Here is a 16,604-nt window from a genome sequence, read left to right as displayed (position 1 = left end):
GGGGAGCGCGAGGACCGGCATCGACTGCTCGAGGGGTGCCGCGGTTGCAACCGCGGCACCCCTCGTTCGCGTCACGGCACGCGGCGCTCGGACCCGTACGCGGAACGCGTGGCATACGGCGCTCCGCCGCGGTGTGCAGGACGGAGCGTACGGCCGCTCAGCGCTTCTCGGCGGCCTCGGTGTGATGGCGGATGACCTCGGCGACGACGAAGTTGAACCACTTCTCGGCGAACTCGGGATCCAGATGGGCCTCCTCGGCGAGGGCGCGGAGACGTGCGACCTGCTGCTCCTCGCGGGAGGGATCGGATGCCGGCATCGAATGCTCGGCCTTGAGGTGCCCGACCTGCTGCGTCGCCCGGAAGCGCTCGGCCAGCATGAAGATGAGTGCGGCGTCGATGTTGTCGATGCTGGCGCGCAGGCGCAGCAGCTCACTCCGTGCGTCATCTGTCATGCCCCCACGATATCCAACCCGCGCCCTAGAGTGATCGCATGAGCACCGATGACACCGCGGCGCCGGCATCCGACGAGGATCCGGTCGAGGCCATGCCCGCCCCGCATCCGGCGCCGAAGCGGGGATCCGGCCGAAGGACGAGACCGGAGCCCGAGGCGGAACCGGAGCTGACGCCCAAACCGGTCGTCGAGCCCGTTCCCTCCGGCCGCTCGTTCTGGACGCGCATCGACCGCCCCTTCGTGTTCGGCTTCCTCGTCACCCTGGGCGCTCTCGCGGCGATCCTCCTCGGTCTCGCGCTGTCCAACCTGTCCACCGTCATCATCTACATCGCCCTCGCGCTCTTCGCCGCACTCGGTCTCGACCCCGCCGTGCGATTCCTCGAACGGCGCCGCTTCACGCGGCCGCTCGCAGTCGTCACCGTGCTCGTCGGGCTCATCGTCGCTCTGGCGCTCATCGTCTGGGCGATCATCCCCGTGGTCGTCGAGCAGATCGCGAGCTTCGTGAGAGACGTCCCCGGCATGATCTCCGACTTCCAGGGAAGCGATCTCTACGCGACGCTGGAGGACCAGTTCGGCGATCAGTTCGAGTCGCTCGTCGCCGACGTGCAGGGCTTCCTCTCGAACCCGGGCAACCTCGCCGCGATCGGCGGAGGGGCGCTGCAGGTGGGCGCGTCGATCGCCAACGGCATCTCAGGAGTCGTCGTCGTCCTCGTCCTGATCATCTACTTCACCGCGACGCTCCCCGGGATCAAGCAGGCGATGCTCCGCCTCGTTCCCGCCCGCGACCGCGCCAACACCGAGATCATCACCGATCAGATCACCGACTCGGTCGGCGGCTACGTGATGGGCATGGTGACCCTGGCGTTCATCAACGCGATCGTCGTGATGATCCTCTACTCCGTGCTGGGGCTGCCCTTCCCGCTGCTCCTCGCGGTCGTGGCGTTCCTGGTGACGCTCATCCCGCTGGTCGGCTCCCTGCTGTTCTGGGTGATCGGCACCGGGATCGCCCTTTTCGGCGACAACCTCGTCTTCGCGCTGGTGTTCGCCGCGATCTACCTCGTGTACATGCAGGTGGAGGCCTACGTGCTCACTCCCCGGGTGATGAATCGCGCGGTGTCGATCCCCGGGTCCCTCGTCGTGATCGGGGCCCTGGTCGGCGGCACCCTGCTCGGCCTGCTGGGCGCCCTCGTGGCCGTGCCGGTGACGGCATCCATCCTGATCATCATCAAGAAGGTCTGGATCCCCCGGCAGGACGCCAGGATCTGATCCTCCGAATCCTCCCCCGAAACTGCGACACCACGCCGAGACAGCGGTAACCCGCAGTCGTTTCGGCGTGGTGTCGCAGTTTCGGTGAGGGGACGAGCCTCAGATGAGGCCCTTGTCGGTCAGCCACTGCGTCGCGATGTCCGCGGACGAGGCCTGGTCGACCGTGCTCTGCACGCCCAGGGCGACGAGGTCCTCCACCGTCAGCTCCGCGCTGACCCCGTTGATGACGTCGGCGATCTCGTCGGCCACGTCGCTGGACGCGATGGGGACGACGTTCGACGCCAGGATGAGGTTCTCCGGGTCCTCCAGCGCGACGATGTCCTCAGTCTGGAACCGCGGATCCGCCGAGTAGATGTCCGCGACCTGGATCTCGCCGGCCAGCAGCGACTCGAACGTGGTGTCGGCGGTGGCCGAGAACGCCAGGTCGATGCCGTAGACGTCCTTGGCGCCGGTGGGACCGTACGGGCGCTCCTCCAGCTCCGGTGCGCCGCCGAGCGTGACCGTGCCCTCGACGTCCGCGAGGTCCCCGATCGTGGTGAGGTCGTTCGCCGCGGCGAACTCCTTCGTCACCGTGTAGGTGTCCTGATCGCTGGCGTCGGCGTAGTCCAGCGCCGTGAGCCCGTCCGGCAGGGCGTCCTGCAGGGCGGCGTAGACGTCCTCGGGACTGGTCACGGCGGCATCCGCGTCGTAGAACTGCAGGAGGTTGCCGGTGTACTCCGGGAACAGGTCGATCGCACCGGACTCGATCTCGGGGATGTAGGCGTCGCGCTGGCCGATGTTGAACTGGCGGTCGACCTCGAACCCGGCGCCTTCCAGCGCCTGCGCGTAGATCTCGGCGATGATCTCGTTGGAGTAGTAGGCCTGCGAGCCGATGACGATGGTGTCGCCTCCCGCTTCTCCGGACCCGGAGTCGTCGGACGGGGTGTCGAGCGGGCTGCTGTTCGAGCAGCCCGCCAGGATCAGGGATGCCGCGATGGCGGCGGCGCCCGCGAGGACGAGGCGTGACTTTCGTGCGGTGAACATGATGTTCCTCTCTTGGTGGGAGTCTGTGATTCAGGCGGTGGCGGCGCGCGGACGCGCGCGCCGTGCTCCGGACTGCTGCACCCGGATGCCGGCGGGCACCGCGGCGCGCTGCGCGAGGGCGAGAAGCAGGTCGGCGATGAGAGCGAGGACGGCGACGAGGACGGCCCCGCCGATCACCTGGTCGAGACGACGCAGCGGAAGCCCCTGGATGATCGGCCAGCCGAGGCCCCCGAGATTGACGTAGGCGGCGATCGTGACGGTCGCGATCACCTGCAGGACGGCCGCACGGAGGCCGCCGACGAGAAGGGGAAGCCCCAGCGGCACCTCGACCTTCCAGAAGACCTGCCACTCGGTCATGCCGACGGCGCGGGCGGCGTCGAGCACTCGGCGGTCGACGGCCTCGAGACCGGTGTAGGCGCCGGCGAGCAGCGAGGGGATGGCGAGCAGCACGAACGTGATGACGGCCGCCTCCGGGATGCGCAGCACCCCCAGCAGAAGCACGAGCAGCACCATGAGTCCGAAGGACGGGACCGCGCGGGCGGCGCCGGACACCGCGACGGCGATCTCGCGCCCTCTGCCGGTGTGGCCGATCAGCCAGCCCAGCGGGACCGCGATGACGACCGCGATGACGACCGAGACGGCGGTGAACCACAGGTGCTGGCCGAAGAGGACGGGCAGCGCGTAGGAGCCTTCCAGCCGCTCCGGGGAGAACAGCCAGGCGAAGGCCTCGAGGAAGATGTTCATGCGGCCGCCCTCACCGCGATCCGCGCCTGCCGGCGCATGGGCGCTGAGCTCGCACGGGTCCATGGCATCAGGACTCGCCCGGCGAGCAGCAGCAGGCCGTCGATGACGAGCGCGATGACCACGACCGCGACGACGCCCGCGAGAACCTCGGCGATGATCCGGCGCTGCAGCCCGTTCGTGAACAGGTATCCCAGGTTGCTCACGCCGATGAGGATGCCGACGGTGGCCAGGGAGATCGTGCTCACCGCCGCGACTCTGAGACCCGCGAGGATCACCGGGCCGGCCAGCGGGAGGTCAATCGTCCAGAATCGGCGCGCGCTGCCGTATCCCACGGCGGTGGCCGCCTGCCGGACGGCCTCGTCGACGGAGTCGAGACCGTCGGAGACCGAGCGCACCAGGATCGCCACGGCATAGATCGTGAGCGCGATGACGAGGTTCTCCGGGCTGATCGCGGAATAGCCGAACACCGTCGGCAGCAGGATGAGCAGCGCGAGCGAGGGGATCGTGTAGAGCAGCCCTGTGAGCACGATGACCGGGCCGCGGACCAGCCGGTACCGCCACGCGACCCAGCCCAGCGGCACGGACAGCGCGAACCCGAGCACGATCGGGATCGCGCTCTGCTGCAGGTGGACGAGCGCGAGCTCGAGGATGAGCCCGAGATTGTCGACGACCCAGTTCACGGGGCGTCCTCGATCAGCGCCCCCTGCGTCCGCCCCTCCGAATCGACGACGACCGTGCCGCGGGCGGTCTGCTTCAGGCGCAGAGCGCGCCGGCCCCGATCGGCTCCGATGAACGCCTCGACGAAGGCGTCGACGGGGTTCTCGATGATCTCGCTCGGGCTGCCGACCTGCACGATGCGCGCGCCCTTGTCGAGGATCACGACCTGATCGCCCAGCAGGAACGCCTCGTCGATGTCGTGCGTGACGAAGACGACGGTCTTGTCCAGCTCGTGCTGCAGCCGGATGGTCTCCTGCTGCAGGTCGGCCCTGACGATCGGGTCGACGGCGCCGAAGGGCTCGTCCATGAGGAGGATGTTCGGATCGGCCGCGAGGCCTCTCGCGACGCCGACGCGCTGCTGCTGGCCGCCGGAGAGCTGACTCGGATACCGCTCCGCGAGCGCGCGGTCGAGCCCGACGGTGTCGAGCAGGTCGAGCGAGCGCGCATAGGCGTCCTTCTTCTTCACGCCGTTCAGCCGCAGCACCGTGGCGACGTTGGCGATGACCGTGAAGTGCGGCATGAGGCCGGAGTTCTGCATGACGTATCCGATGCGGCGCCGCAGCGCGACCGGGTCGCCGCCGAGCACGCTCTCTCCGTCGATCTCGACGTCCCCGCCGGTCGGCTCGACCATCCGGTTGATCATGCGCAGCAGCGTCGTCTTGCCGCATCCGGAGGATCCGACGAACACGGTGGTCTTCCGCGAGGGCAGCACAAGGCTGAAGTCCTCCACGGCGAGGGTGCCGTCGGGGAATCGCTTGGACACGGAACGGAACTCGATCATCGCTGGCGTCTCCGATCGGGGGTCACGGGCCGACCCGGACGTCGGGGGCGAAGGCGACGTAACCGGAGAAGTCCTCACCCACCCGATCGAACGCCGAGGGATAGGGGTGCGGATACGACCAGGCCTGATCGGCGAACGTCTCGCCCTGGGTCCGCACCGAGTAGTACTGGCATTCGCCCTTCCACGGGCATGTGTACGGCGTCGGGCTCTCGACGAGGACGCCGGGCGTGATCGAGGACGGCGGGAAGTACCAGTTGCCCTCGATGGAGATGAGATCGTCGTCCTCGGCCTGCGCGATGACGGTTCCTGCGAGTACAGCCTTCATTCCTGTCCTCCTCGGATTCAGGTTCTGAGCGTATAAGAGGGTTCGGACACCGCCGAGAGCCTTGCGCACGGGATGTCAATGTGAGAAACATTGCGCGCGGTCCGATGAGGCTTTCGGCGCGGCCGGGGAGCGGACGGGAGCCCTCAGGCCGACTGCCGTCCATAGCCCTCGAGCAGTCGCAGCCAGATCTCGCTGACCGTCGGGTAGGCGGGAACGGCATGCCACAGACGGGAGATCGGCACTTCGCCGGCGATCGCGATCGTCGCCGCCTGGAGGAGCTCGGCCACGTCCGGCCCGACGAAGGCGACGCCGAGGATCACGTCGCGGGCGGTGTCGACGACCATCCGGGCCCGGCCGCTGTAGCCGTCCTCGATGAGGCTCGCCCCCGCCACGTGGCCGAGGTCGTAGTCGACGACCTCGATCTCGTATCCCGCCGTGCGCGCGGCGTCCGCCGTGAGGCCGACCGAGGCGACCTCCGGCGAGCCGAACACGACCTGCGGGACGGCGGCGTGATCGGCCGTGGCGACGTGCCGTCCCCACGCCGCGTCGTCGACGGCATCCTGCGCCGCGCGCGCGACGATGACGTCGCCGGCGGCGCGCGCCTGGTACTTGCCCTGATGGGTGAGCAGGACGCGGCCGTTGACATCGCCGACCGCGTACAGCCAGTCGATCCCCGGCACGCGCAGCGTGTCGTCGACCGCGATCGGACGGCCGGGCTCGAGACCGACGACGTCGAGGCCGATGTCGTCGCTGCGCGGAGTGCGACCGGTCGCGACGAGCACCTCCGACGCCGTGACCTCCTCACCGCCCGCGAGGGTGATCGTCACCCGCCCGCCGTCGCGGGCGACGCGCTCGGTCCCGGTGTGCGTACGCACCTCGACGCCGAGCTCGCGGAGCCCCTCCGCCACCCGCTCGCCGGCGAACGGCTCGAACGCCGAGAGCAGCCCGCCGCGGGCGATGACGGTGACCGTCGCGCCGAGGGACGCGTATGCGGTGGCCATCTCGACGGCCACCACGCCGCCGCCGATAACGGCGAGCGACGAGGGCACCTCCTGGGCGCTCGTCGCCTCCCTGCTCGTCCACGGCCTCGCGTCCGCCAGCCCGGGGATCGGCGGGATGGCGGCGTCCGTGCCGGTGCTGATCGCCACCGCGTGGCGCGCGCGGAGCACGCGGACGGCGCCGTCGGCGGCGGTGACGGTGACCTCGCGCTCTCCGGAGAGGCGGCCGTGGCCGCGGGCGAGGGCGATCCCGGCCTGATCGAGCCAGGCCACCTGACCGTCATCGGACCAGTCGCTCGTGAAGGAGTTGCGCCGAGAGAGGACGGCCCGGACGTCGATCGCCCCTGTGACGGCCTCCGCCGCTCCGCCGACGTGCTGCGCCGCGCGCAGCGCCTGCCCGGAGCGCAGCAGCGCCTTGGACGGCATGCACGCCCAGTACGAGCATTCCCCGCCGACCAGCTCGCCCTCCACGATGAGGGCCGTGAGCCCGCCCTGGACGGCGCGGTCCGCCACGTTCTCGCCGACCGGTCCCCCGCCCAGCACGATCAGGTCGTACTCGTCCGTCGCCATCGTCGTGCCTTCCGTCGCTTCCAGTCTCGCTGAACTGCAACGTCATGTCACGGGCCGGTTGTTCCCCGAGACTGCACCACCACGCCGAGACGGTGTCGTTCCGCCTACCGCTCGGCGTGGTGTCGCGGTTTCGGAGAAGAGCGGGCTGGGCGACACGCGGGCCCCGGGGACGGACCCGGGAGCGCGCGCGGCGGGCGGCGAGTCAGCGGGCGAGCAGGAGGTGCGTCGGGGCGGGAGCGGGGGCGCGGTGACGGATGCCGCGCGGGGCGCCGGTGCGCTCATCGACGTCGAGCACGGCGATCTCGTCGGAGCGCTGACCGCTGACCAGCAGCAAGCCGTCGTGCAGCAGGTGATGACGCGGCCAGTCGACCCCGGAGTCGGCGAGCGCGAGCGGTTCGACCTGCGAGCCGTCGCCGCGCACCCGCAGCGCGGCGATCGTGTTGCTGCCGCGGACGCCGGCGTAGAGCGTCTCGCCGTCGCGGGAGCGGGAGAGCTCGGCGGGGTAGTCGACGCCGACCACGGCGACCGGCGAGACCGGAGAGGCGGTGACCACGCGCCAGGTCCCCGACTCGGTCGGCGCGAGCGTGAACACCTCGCAGGAGTACTCGGTCACCACGTGGAGGTGGCCGCTGGGATGCACCACCATGTGACGAGGGCCGACGCCCTGCGGCAGAACGACCTCGTGGTCGAGGCCCAGCCGGGAGGCGCCGGGGCGCCAGATCCGCACGAGGTCGAAGCCGAGATCGGTGGTCGCGATGCGTCCGTCGGGGAGGAAGGCGGCGGCGTGCGCGTGCGAGACGCGGGCGCCGGCCGGGGCGGAAGCGCCGCCCGCCGAGGTCGCCGGCGCGTAGGGGTCGGATGCCGCAGCGGCGATGCCGCGTGACGGTCCGGGGGCCGGAACGCCGTCCGCAGGCCGTTCCGGGCCGCCGCGTCCGACATCTGGCGTGTCGGCCCCCGGATCGTCCCCGCCGAGCAGCGCCGCGCGCAGCGCCGCGGCCTTGTCCGCGGCATCCGGGACGAGGCGACCCGCGGCGTCGAGTCCGATCCGCACCACCCGGCCGTCGCCGTAGCAGCTGGCGACGAGGTACGTCCCGCCGGGCGCGACGGCGATGTGGCACACCGCGGCTCCCGCAGGGACCGCATCGCCGAGCGGGACGAGGGTCGACGCCCCCGTCCGGGAGAAGGCCTGCACGGCGCCGGAGCCTTCGAGGGCGGCGTAGACGACGTCGAGCGAGGGATGCTGCGCCAGCCACGACGGCGAAGGAGCCGACGCGGCCACGCCTCGAAGCGCGAGCGTGGCGGGCTCGCGCCCCTCGTCGCCGCGGAGCACGCCGATGCCGAGGGCTTCCCCCGCCATGTCGGCGCCGTAGCCGCCGACCCAGAACTGCGTCATGTCTGTCACTCCTCCATATACAGCGGGTCCCGGAACCGCATCCGCGCGCCGTGTGGACGGGCTCGGCGCGGCGGCGGCTCAGTCGACGAGGTCGTGGCGGACGATGATCTGGTCGCGGGCGGGGCCGACGCCGATCACCGAGATGCGCGTGCCGCTCATCCGCTCCAGCGCGAGCACGTATTCCTGCGCGGTCTGCGGCAGCTCCTCGAAGGCGCGCGCGGTCGAGATGTCCTCGCTCCACCCCGGATAGCTCTCCAGGATCGGCTTCGCGTGGTGGAAGTCGGTCTGGTTGACCGGGACGTCGTCGAAGCGCACGCCGTCGACGTCGTAGGCCACGCACACCGGGATCTGCTCGAGGCCGGTCAGCGTGTCGAGCTTGGTGAGCACGAGGTCGGTGATGCCGTTGATCCGCGTCGCGTAGCGGGTGATCGGGGCGTCGTACCAGCCGACCCGCCGAGGCCGGCCGGTGGTGGTGCCGAACTCGAAGCCGACCGAACGCAGCCACTCGCCCTGCTCGCCGAACAGCTCGGTCGGGAAGGGGCCGGAGCCGACGCGCGTCGTATAGGCCTTCACGATGCCGACGATGCGATCGAGCCTTCCCGGCCCAATGCCGGACCCGGTCGCCGCCCCTCCCGCCGTCGCCGATGACGAGGTCACGAACGGGTAGGTGCCGTGATCGACGTCGAGCATGGTCGCCTGCCCGCCCTCGAAGACGACGACCTCTCCGCGGTCGAGGGCCTGGGCGATGAGATGACCGGTGTCGGCGACCATCGGGCGCAGCCGCTCGGCGTAGGAGAGCAGGTCCTCGACGATCTCGTCGCAGGTGATGGCACGGCGGTTGAAGACCTTCACCAGGAGGTGGTTCTTCTGATCGAGCGCCCCCTCGACCTTCTGGCGCAGGATGTTCTCGTCGAAGAGGTCCTGCACGCGGATGCCGACGCGGTTGATCTTGTCGGCGTATGCCGGCCCGATGCCGCGTCCCGTGGTCCCGATCTGACGCTTGCCGAGGAAGCGCTCCGTGACCTTGTCGAGCGTGCGGTGGTATTGCGTGATGATGTGCGCGTTGGCGCTGACCCGCAGCCGGGACGTGTCGATGCCGCGGGCGGAGAGCGCCTCGAGCTCGCTGAAGAGGACCTCGAGGTCGATCACGACGCCGTTGCCGATGACCGGGGTGACGCCGGGCGACAGGATGCCGGAGGGCAGCAGGTGCAGCGCGTACTTCTCGTCGCCGATGACGACGGTGTGCCCGGCGTTGTTGCCGCCGTTGAACTTCACGACCCAGTCGGTGCGCTCGCCGAGCAGGTCGGTGGCCTTCCCCTTGCCCTCGTCGCCCCACTGGACGCCGACGATCACGATTCCTGGCATGGGTGAACCCCCTTGCTTCGCCGGGTTTGCACCGGCCGATGAGCTGGCCCGAGTCGGGCTCCCCCATCCTATCGAAGGCGCTGTCCGGCCCCTGGAGCAGGGCCAGATCGCTACCTCGTGCGGGTGAAGGTCGTGCGCAGGCGATAGCGCTCGCCGCTGTAGCGGATGTCCGAGGCGAGGACGCGGCGGCCGGACTCGTCGACCACCACCTGGTGCATCACGAGGATCGGCTCGCCCTCCTGCAGCCCGAGGTACTGGGCGACCTCGCCGTCGGCCTTGCGCGCCTCGATCGTGGTCTCGGCCCGGGAGAGCGAGATCCCGGCATCCGAGAGGCGCGCGTAGAGCGAATCCGTCTCGTAGTCGGCCTCCGCGAAGGCGGGATCCAGATCGGCGGGCAGCCGCGCGCTGTCGACCGCGATCGGCACGCCGTTGAGGAGTCGGACGCGCTGGAGCGCGAAGACCGGGGTGCCTGGCGCGAGCCCGAGCTCCTCGGCCTCGTCGTAGCTCGCGGGGACCACCGAGCTGGCGAGCACCCGCGATGAAGCTTCGAGTCCCATCCGCGCCGCGGTCTCCGTGAAGGACTCCAGGCTGTTCGGCCACTCCGGGCTCGTGGACCGGCCCGTGGACGAGACGTACCAGCCGCGCCCGTGCGAGGAGCTCAGAAGGCCGTCCTCGACCAGGCTCGACAGCGCCTTGCGCAGCGTCACCCTGGAGATGTTCAGCTGCTGGCACAGCTCCCGCTCCGGCGGCAGCCGCCGCCCGGCCTCGAGCACGCCGGAGGAGATCTCGGAGGCGATGAGGTTGCGCGCCTGCACCCAGAGCGCCTCCGGATAGTCCGGTCGGATGCCGACGTCGCCGCTCCGCGTCCCGCTCACGCGGACCCCCTTAGCTCGAAACGTATACCACTATAGCCAGGGCAGCATCCACTCAGAACCGGGCGGCGTCTCACGGCGCCTCGGGCACCCGCGGATCCCACTCGTCGGCGAGGGGCGGGACGTCGGCGACCGTGCTGGCGACCGGCACCGGCGCGCCGGTCCGATCGGCCTCCTCGATCGCGACCATGACCTCGAGCGTGTGGAACGCGAGGTCGCTGCCGGCGCGCGGCGCCCGCCCTGCGCGGATCGCCCGCGCCATCTCGAGCACGCCCACGCCCCTGGCGCGTTCGCCGCCCGCCGGGTCGATCGTCACGGCATCCGGCTTCTCGACGTGCGAGGGGACGAGGATGCTCGGACCGTCGAAGCCGCTCACCGGAACGGTGAGGGTGCCGCCGGTGCCTGTGACCTCGAAGAGCTGCCGCCGCACCGGCGAGTCGAAGCTGTACACCGAGGTGCCGATCACACCGGAGCGGAACCGGGTGAGCACGCTCAGATGCGTCGGCACCTCGACCGGGATGCGGTCGCCCTCGCGCGGACCGTAGGGGACGGTCCGCACGTCGAAGGCGCGACCGCCGCTGGCCTGGACCTGCTCGATCGGACCCAGCAGCATCACGAGGGCGGCGATGTAGTAGGGGCCGATGTCGAACAGCGGCCCCGCACCGCGCTGGAACAGGAACTCGGGCCGCGGATGCCAGCCGTCTGGCCCTGGCCCCTGCATGAGGGTCAGCACGGAGCGCGGCGCGCCGATCCGCCCTTCGCGGATGAGGGCGTGCGAGCCCTGGATGCCGCGGCCGAGGATCGTGTCAGGGGCGTTGCCGAGCACCACGCCGCGCGCCGCCGCCGCATCGCGCACCCTCCGCGCGGACTCCAGGTCCAGAGCGAAGGGCTTCTCGCTCCACACGTGCTTGCCCGCCGCGATCGCCTGCAGGGCGACCTCGGCGTGCACGGCGGGGATCGTGAGGTTCACGACGAGCTCGACCCCGTCCAGGGCGAGCATCTCCGCGGCGGAGCCGCTGTGCGCGACGCCGTATCGCTCGGCCTGCGCTCCGGCGCGGTCGACGTCGAGGTCGGCGATCCCTGCGACCTCGATCTCCGGATAAGACGTCAGCGCGTCGAGGTACTCGTCGGAGATGTTCCCCGCGCCGATGAGGATCACGCGCATCGGAGCGGTCATCGCGCGAGCACCTCCTGGAAGTAGGCGGTGTTGCGGGCGAGCGCCGCGAACGGGTCGCCGTCGACGACGACCTCCACGACGGCGAGCTCGATCCCCTCGCCGCCGGCGGCGACGACCTCGTCCATGCGACCGACCAGCGGGACGCCGAGCGTGGGCGGATCGTCGGGCTCCGGCGGCTCGTCGTTCACGTGCAGGAAGCGGATGCGGGACGCGTAGCGGCGCAGCAGGTCGAACACGTCCGCTCCGCCGACGCTCGCCCAGTAGGCGTCGAGCTCGAGCACGACGCCGGCATCCAGCTCGTCGACGAGGATCTCCCACGCCGGCCTGCCGTCGACGATGGCGGCGAACTCGAAGTCGTGGTTGTGATAGCCGACCGCGACGCCCCGATCGGCCGCGAGGGCCGCCGCGCCGTTCACGACGGAGGCGACGGAGGCGATGCCTTCGCGGCTCTGGAAGCGCTCCGGCTCCACCCAGGGCTGGATGACGGTGCCGACGCCGACGACCTGCGCGGCGGCGAGGATCTCGGGCGCCTCGCGGCGCAGGAAGCTGGAGTGCGCGGTCGGGGCGCGCAGCCCGGCATCCGCCAGCCTGCCCGCCAGCAGCGCGGGGTCGGAGACGATGTCGTAGGGCTCCACGTCGCGATAGCCGAGGGCGTGCAGGCGCGCGAGGGCCGCGGGGGTCCGCTCGCCCAGGTCGTCGCGCACGCTGTACAGCTGCACCGACAGCCCGGTCACGACGCGACCAGCCGATCGTAGGCGTCGGCGAGCACCTGATCGTGCTGCTGCCGCGCCGGATCCTCGTCATGCCAGGCGACGATCCGCCGCGCCCCCTCGGAGAACGAGACCCGCGGGGCGAAGCCCGGCACGAGGCGGCGCAGCTTCGCGGTGTCGAAGAGCAGCGTGTGCCGGAAGTCCTCCTGGAGGACCTCGGCCCAGCCGGGGATGACCGCGCCGATGCTCTCGCTCGAACGATGCACCAGCTGCGGATCGCGCACGCCGGCGGCGTCGGCGAGCGTCAGATAGATCTCATCCCAGGTGAGCACGTCGAACCCGGCGAGGTTGACCGACTCCCCCACGGCATGCCGGTTGCCCAGCAGCGGGACGAAACCACGCGCGAAGTCGTCGGCGTGCATGAGGGTCCACAGCGAGGTGCCGTCGCCGTGGACCACGACCGGTTTCCCCTCGCGCATGCGCTGCACGGTGGTCCACGACGCGGGGAAGATCATCGTCGTGTCGTCGTAGGTGTGCATCGGCCGCACGATCGTGAGCGGCAGCCCCCTCTCGCGATGCCCCTCCTCCAGTGCCAGCTCGGCCTCGATCTTGCCGCGCGGATAGGCGAAGCGCGGGCTCCGTCGCGGCGAGGCCTCGGTGAGGGGGAGCGAGGCGGGACGGCCGAACACCGAGCAGGTGCTGATGAACACGTACTGCCCGGTCCTGCCCGCGAAGCGACCGATGTCGCCCGCCACGTCGTCGGCGGTGAAGCCGACCCAGTTCACGACGACGTCGAACTCCTCGCCGCCGAGGGCGCCGTCCAGCGACGCGGCGTCGCGGACGTCGGCCGCCAGGCGACGGGTGCCCGCGGCGACGGGACGCTTCGGCTCGGTGCGGGTGACGATCGTCAGCTCGTGACCGGCGGCGAGGACCTCGCGCGCCGCGGCGGTGCCGATCATGCCGGCGCCCCCCAGGAAGAGAACCTTCAGACTCATCGTGCTCCCCTGCTCAGTCCGCCCTCGACGAGGTAGCGGTACGACTTCTCCAGCGCCTCGAACACGTCGACGGCGAGGGTCTCCAGCTCCACGATGTGCCACTCCAGCGTCGACGGCACGGACAGCGCGGCACGCAGATCGACGACGCCATCGCCGATCGGCACGAGCACGTCCTGCCCGTAGGTGAGGGCCGGCCCGTCCTTGACGTGCACGTAGCGCAGCCGGTCGCCGATCGAGGCGACGACCGCTGCCGGATCGGCCTTGCCGACGGCGACCCAGTACAGGTCCAGCTCGACGCGCGCGGCCGGATGCAGGTTCTCGAGCAGGATCTCGTATGCGCTTCGCCCGTCGAAGCTCTGCCGGAACTCCGCGTTGTGATTGTGGTAGGCGACGGTCATGCCGTACGCCGCCGCCTCGTCGACGCCGCCGTTCACGCGCTCCAGGCCGCGGCGGATCTCCTCGACGCCCGTGAACTCCTCCGCCTCCATGCTCCAGGCGAGGTTCGGCGCGCCGAGCTCGGCGTACTCGTCGAGGATGCGGCGGGCGTCCTCCCCGTAGGGGAACGGCGCGTGGGAGCTGATGACCTGCAGGCCGGTGCGCTCCAGCATCCCGCGCACCTCGGCGGGGCCGTGCCCGTGCAGACCGTACGTCTCCACCCCGAGGTAGCCGAGGTCCGCGATGCGCTGCAGCGTGGCCTCGAAGTCGTCGTCGAGCAGGGCGTCGACGGTGTAGAGCATGACCGCGGCTCCCGGCAGCGGCGTACCGATGTCCTGCATGCTCATGCGCGTGCCGCCCACTGCAGGGACTGGATGACGAGCCGGCGGAAGGAGGGCTCGCCCCAGGAGCGCATGTCGTGACCGAGCGCGAGGTACACCACCCGTCCAGCGCCGACCTCCCTGGCGTACATCACGGGGATCACGGCGCCGTCCGCACGACGCCGCTGCGCGAGGATCTGCACGTCCTCGTCGGCGAGCTCGAACTCGTAGTACTCGTCGAACAGCTCGAAGTCGGTCACGCCCGCCGTCACCGGGTGCTCCGCGACGATCTCGATGGTGTGCCGCCCCTCGTGATGACCGGGGCCGTGCGAGAGGTAGCGATTGCCGATCGTCGCGAAGTGCGGCGCCCAGGCGGGATCGAGCCCTCCGTCGTCGCGCATCCCCATGATGTTCGCGCCGTGCACGGCGACGACGCCCTTGCCCGCGGCGACGGCGTCCGCGAGCGCCTGCTGCTGCTCGGTGGGGAATCCGCCGCCCGCGGTGTAGAAGAGGTGGACGTCGGCGTCGGCGGTCTCGGGTCGCGCGTCGACGAAGCGGTTGAGCCCCATGCCTCGCCGCGTGGCGAAGCCGGCCTCGATGCCGAGCTGCTGGAAGACCAGCGAGGCGCTGATGAGGTCGTGATGGATGTCGTCGCCGTTGATCAGGACCAGTGCGCGCGAAGCCATGTGAAGCCTTTCGGATGGTTTCCGCGGGGGCGGGCTCACGCCCGCCCCCGCGGATGATGCCGTCAGTTCTCGACGGGCACCAGGTTGATCGCCGTCACCGCGTTGGGTCCGGCATTGGCGTACGGGTTGTCCTCGTCGGGGAACCCGGTGACCTTCTCGTCGCTCCAGTCGGCGTAGTAGCCCCAGTAGAACATCGTGATGATCGGCAGCTGCTCCACCCAGATGGTCTGGAGCTTGTTGAAGATCTCGGTCCGCTCCTCGTCGGTCTGGGCGAGCGGGTAGGCCTCGAACAGCGCCTTGGCCTCCGGATCGTTGAAGCGCTCGATGTTGCGCAGCGTCTCGTTGTTCTCACCGGTGGGGACGTAGTTCTGCGGGTTCATGATGACGTCGTAGTACGAGAACGGGTCGGGCACCGAGTCGGTCGGGTATCCCAGGGTCGCCTGGAAGTCGCCCTTCGCGGTCAGGCCGTTGATATCGCTCGGCTGCACCCCGTTGATCGTCATCGTGATGCCGATGTCGGCCAGCTGGGAGACGAGCGCCTGCGCGAAGGCGGCGATGTCGGTGTACGCCGACGGGAAGCTCACCGCGAACTCGACCTTCTTGCCGTCCTTCTGCCAGATGCCGTCCTCGCCCTTGGCGAACCCGGCGTCCGTGAGGATCTGCGCGGCCTCGTCCTTGTCCTGGTAGAAGTCCACGCCCTGGTACTCCGGCGAGATGACGGACTCGAAGGCCGGCATCGGCAGGCCGATGACGCTCGAGGCCGCCTGGGAGTCACGGGACGCCGCCAGCTGGGAGCGGTCCACGCCGACGCTGATGGCCTGACGCACGGCGAGCTCGCTGAGCGGCCAGGTCTCCAGGTTCGGGATGAGGCCGTCGATACCGACGGTGGGAGTCCAGTAGTTGAAGTTCTCGTTCTTGGACAGATAGGCGTCCTCGACGTTCGGGATGTACGTCCCCGCCCAGTCGATGTCGCCCTGCACGAGAGCCGCCAGCTGGGCGGTGTTGTCCTTGTACGGGATGAAGTTCAGGCCGTCGATCTGCGGCTTGCCCTCCTGCCAGTAGTCCGGGTTCTTCTTCAGCGAGATGCTCTGCGGCGAGAACGTGTCGAGCAGGAACGCCCCGGTTCCCACCGGCTCCTTGTCCTCGTAGGTCGTGGGATCCTCGACCTTCGACCAGACGTGCTCGGAGACGATCGGCAGCGCGACGATCTTGAAGAACGCCTGTCGGGACGGCTTGTCGAACGTGAACACCACGGTCGCGTCGTCCGGCGCGGTCACGGTGTCGAACTCGATGCCGCTGCGGTTGAGTGCGGGGTCGTTCTTGACGAGCTCATAGGTGAACACGACGTCGTCGGCGGTGAAGTCCTCGCCGTCCGACCACGTCACGCCCTCCTGGAGGTGGACGGTGAAGCTCTTGTTGTCCTCGCTCCACTCCCACTCCTTGGCGAGCCACGGGGTGTCGTTCCCGATGTCGGAGAAGTTGATCTGCACGAGCGGCTCGTAGATGAACGAGCCCTTCGTGCCGCCGATCATGTTGAGCGCGGACGGGTCAGGCAGGAACGGGTTGAAGACCTGGGTGAGGTTGTCTGAGCCGTTGCCGACGTTGACCCAGACGCCGTCTGCAGCGGCATCGTCGCCAGGTGCACATCCTGCGAGTGCGCCGGCGGCGATCATCACCGCGGCGGCCGCGGCGACGGTGCGCTTCAGCGTGCGCTGTGCGGAATGCGTGATTCGCATGGTCATCCTTTCAGAGAAAAACGGGGGCGGTCCGTCAGGCG

The 16,604-nt window shown here is 70.1% G+C and carries 17 protein-coding genes; 1 reads left to right on the top strand and 16 read right to left on the bottom strand.

Annotated features, from left to right (window positions below; translation table 11 throughout):
• Positions 1-157: 157 nt before the first annotated feature.
• Positions 158-451, bottom strand: coding sequence for a chorismate mutase (locus ACYVGQ_RS05470; protein WP_460783534.1), 294 nt, complete (start codon positions 449-451; stop codon positions 158-160).
• Positions 452-489: 38 nt separating this feature from the next.
• On the opposite strand from ACYVGQ_RS05470, the gene ACYVGQ_RS05465 reads away from it, so the two are divergent.
• On the top strand, positions 490-1,716 hold the full coding sequence (locus ACYVGQ_RS05465; RefSeq protein WP_460783533.1) for an AI-2E family transporter: 1,227 nt from the start codon (positions 490-492) through the stop codon (positions 1,714-1,716).
• Positions 1,717-1,815: 99 nt separating this feature from the next.
• On the opposite strand, the gene ACYVGQ_RS05460 is transcribed toward ACYVGQ_RS05465, so the two are convergent.
• The 15 genes from ACYVGQ_RS05460 to ACYVGQ_RS05390 form a co-directional block, all read right to left on the bottom strand.
• Positions 1,816-2,739: an ABC transporter substrate-binding protein gene (locus tag ACYVGQ_RS05460; protein WP_460783532.1), complete on the bottom strand. Its 924-nt coding sequence runs from the start codon at positions 2,737-2,739 to the stop codon at positions 1,816-1,818.
• 30 nt (positions 2,740-2,769) lie between these two features.
• Entirely contained in the window at positions 2,770-3,483 is a 714-nt protein-coding gene (locus tag ACYVGQ_RS05455) for an ABC transporter permease (RefSeq protein ID WP_460783531.1), read from the bottom strand.
• Positions 3,480-4,163, bottom strand: a complete 684-nt coding sequence (locus ACYVGQ_RS05450; RefSeq protein WP_460783530.1) for an ABC transporter permease — start codon at positions 4,161-4,163, stop codon at positions 3,480-3,482. The genes ACYVGQ_RS05455 and ACYVGQ_RS05450 overlap by 4 nt, the downstream gene beginning before the upstream one ends.
• The gene (locus ACYVGQ_RS05445) at positions 4,160-4,981 is read right to left on the bottom strand and encodes an ABC transporter ATP-binding protein (protein ID WP_460783529.1); all 822 of its coding nucleotides are present in this window, start codon (positions 4,979-4,981) and stop codon (positions 4,160-4,162) included. Before ACYVGQ_RS05445 ends, ACYVGQ_RS05450 begins: the two co-directional genes overlap by 4 nt.
• Before the next feature lie 22 nt (positions 4,982-5,003).
• Entirely contained in the window at positions 5,004-5,306 is a 303-nt protein-coding gene (locus ACYVGQ_RS05440) for a DUF427 domain-containing protein (RefSeq protein WP_460783528.1), read from the bottom strand.
• Positions 5,307-5,449: 143 nt separating this feature from the next.
• On the bottom strand, positions 5,450-6,874 hold the full coding sequence (locus ACYVGQ_RS05435; RefSeq protein ID WP_460783527.1) for a dihydrolipoyl dehydrogenase family protein: 1,425 nt from the start codon (positions 6,872-6,874) through the stop codon (positions 5,450-5,452).
• Positions 6,875-7,076: 202 nt separating this feature from the next.
• Positions 7,077-8,267, bottom strand: coding sequence for a lactonase family protein (locus ACYVGQ_RS05430; RefSeq protein ID WP_460783526.1), 1,191 nt, complete (start codon positions 8,265-8,267; stop codon positions 7,077-7,079).
• A 78-nt stretch (positions 8,268-8,345) separates the two neighbouring features.
• Complete coding sequence (locus tag ACYVGQ_RS05425; RefSeq protein ID WP_460783525.1) at positions 8,346-9,632, bottom strand: adenylosuccinate synthase; 1,287 nt, start codon at positions 9,630-9,632, stop codon at positions 8,346-8,348.
• 110 nt (positions 9,633-9,742) lie between these two features.
• Positions 9,743-10,507: a GntR family transcriptional regulator gene (locus tag ACYVGQ_RS05420; RefSeq protein ID WP_460783524.1), complete on the bottom strand. Its 765-nt coding sequence runs from the start codon at positions 10,505-10,507 to the stop codon at positions 9,743-9,745.
• Between the two features lie 70 nt (positions 10,508-10,577).
• Positions 10,578-11,681, bottom strand: a complete 1,104-nt coding sequence (locus ACYVGQ_RS05415; RefSeq protein WP_460783523.1) for a Gfo/Idh/MocA family protein — start codon at positions 11,679-11,681, stop codon at positions 10,578-10,580.
• On the bottom strand, positions 11,678-12,415 hold the full coding sequence (locus ACYVGQ_RS05410) for a sugar phosphate isomerase/epimerase family protein (RefSeq protein WP_460783522.1): 738 nt from the start codon (positions 12,413-12,415) through the stop codon (positions 11,678-11,680). The genes ACYVGQ_RS05415 and ACYVGQ_RS05410 overlap by 4 nt, the downstream gene beginning before the upstream one ends.
• On the bottom strand, positions 12,412-13,386 hold the full coding sequence (locus ACYVGQ_RS05405; protein ID WP_460783521.1) for an NAD-dependent epimerase/dehydratase family protein: 975 nt from the start codon (positions 13,384-13,386) through the stop codon (positions 12,412-12,414). The genes ACYVGQ_RS05410 and ACYVGQ_RS05405 overlap by 4 nt, the downstream gene beginning before the upstream one ends.
• On the bottom strand, positions 13,383-14,168 hold the full coding sequence (locus tag ACYVGQ_RS05400) for a sugar phosphate isomerase/epimerase family protein (RefSeq protein WP_460783520.1): 786 nt from the start codon (positions 14,166-14,168) through the stop codon (positions 13,383-13,385). Before ACYVGQ_RS05400 ends, ACYVGQ_RS05405 begins: the two co-directional genes overlap by 4 nt.
• Positions 14,165-14,827 (bottom strand): ThuA domain-containing protein, encoded by a 663-nt coding sequence (locus ACYVGQ_RS05395; protein ID WP_460783519.1) that lies wholly within the window; start codon positions 14,825-14,827, stop codon positions 14,165-14,167. Before ACYVGQ_RS05395 ends, ACYVGQ_RS05400 begins: the two co-directional genes overlap by 4 nt.
• A 62-nt stretch (positions 14,828-14,889) precedes the next feature.
• On the bottom strand, positions 14,890-16,563 hold the full coding sequence (locus ACYVGQ_RS05390) for an ABC transporter substrate-binding protein (protein ID WP_460783518.1): 1,674 nt from the start codon (positions 16,561-16,563) through the stop codon (positions 14,890-14,892).
• Positions 16,564-16,604 lie beyond the last annotated feature (41 nt).

The organism is Microbacterium tumbae (genome assembly GCF_054780175.1).
The sequence above is the reverse complement of the archived record's forward strand: the minus strand, read 5'-3'. Positions and strand labels throughout refer to the sequence as shown.

Excerpts from the sequence above, each read along its gene's own strand:
- ACYVGQ_RS05470 (WP_460783534.1), bottom strand. The coding sequence starts at position 451 with ATGACAGATGACGCACGGAGTGAGCTGCTGCGCCTGCGCGCCAGCATC.
- ACYVGQ_RS05465 (WP_460783533.1), top strand. The coding sequence starts at position 490 with ATGAGCACCGATGACACCGCGGCGCCGGCATCCGACGAGGATCCGGTC.
- ACYVGQ_RS05460 (WP_460783532.1), bottom strand. The coding sequence starts at position 2,739 with ATGTTCACCGCACGAAAGTCACGCCTCGTCCTCGCGGGCGCCGCCGCC.
- ACYVGQ_RS05455 (WP_460783531.1), bottom strand. The coding sequence starts at position 3,483 with ATGAACATCTTCCTCGAGGCCTTCGCCTGGCTGTTCTCCCCGGAGCGG.
- ACYVGQ_RS05445 (WP_460783529.1), bottom strand. The coding sequence starts at position 4,981 with ATGATCGAGTTCCGTTCCGTGTCCAAGCGATTCCCCGACGGCACCCTC.
- ACYVGQ_RS05440 (WP_460783528.1), bottom strand. The coding sequence starts at position 5,306 with ATGAAGGCTGTACTCGCAGGAACCGTCATCGCGCAGGCCGAGGACGAC.
- ACYVGQ_RS05435 (WP_460783527.1), bottom strand. The coding sequence starts at position 6,874 with ATGGCGACGGACGAGTACGACCTGATCGTGCTGGGCGGGGGACCGGTC.
- ACYVGQ_RS05430 (WP_460783526.1), bottom strand. The coding sequence starts at position 8,267 with ATGACGCAGTTCTGGGTCGGCGGCTACGGCGCCGACATGGCGGGGGAA.
- ACYVGQ_RS05425 (WP_460783525.1), bottom strand. The coding sequence starts at position 9,632 with ATGCCAGGAATCGTGATCGTCGGCGTCCAGTGGGGCGACGAGGGCAAG.
- ACYVGQ_RS05415 (WP_460783523.1), bottom strand. The coding sequence starts at position 11,681 with ATGACCGCTCCGATGCGCGTGATCCTCATCGGCGCGGGGAACATCTCC.
- ACYVGQ_RS05405 (WP_460783521.1), bottom strand. The coding sequence starts at position 13,386 with ATGAGTCTGAAGGTTCTCTTCCTGGGGGGCGCCGGCATGATCGGCACC.
- ACYVGQ_RS05400 (WP_460783520.1), bottom strand. The coding sequence starts at position 14,168 with ATGAGCATGCAGGACATCGGTACGCCGCTGCCGGGAGCCGCGGTCATG.
- ACYVGQ_RS05395 (WP_460783519.1), bottom strand. The coding sequence starts at position 14,827 with ATGGCTTCGCGCGCACTGGTCCTGATCAACGGCGACGACATCCATCAC.
- ACYVGQ_RS05390 (WP_460783518.1), bottom strand. The coding sequence starts at position 16,563 with ATGCGAATCACGCATTCCGCACAGCGCACGCTGAAGCGCACCGTCGCC.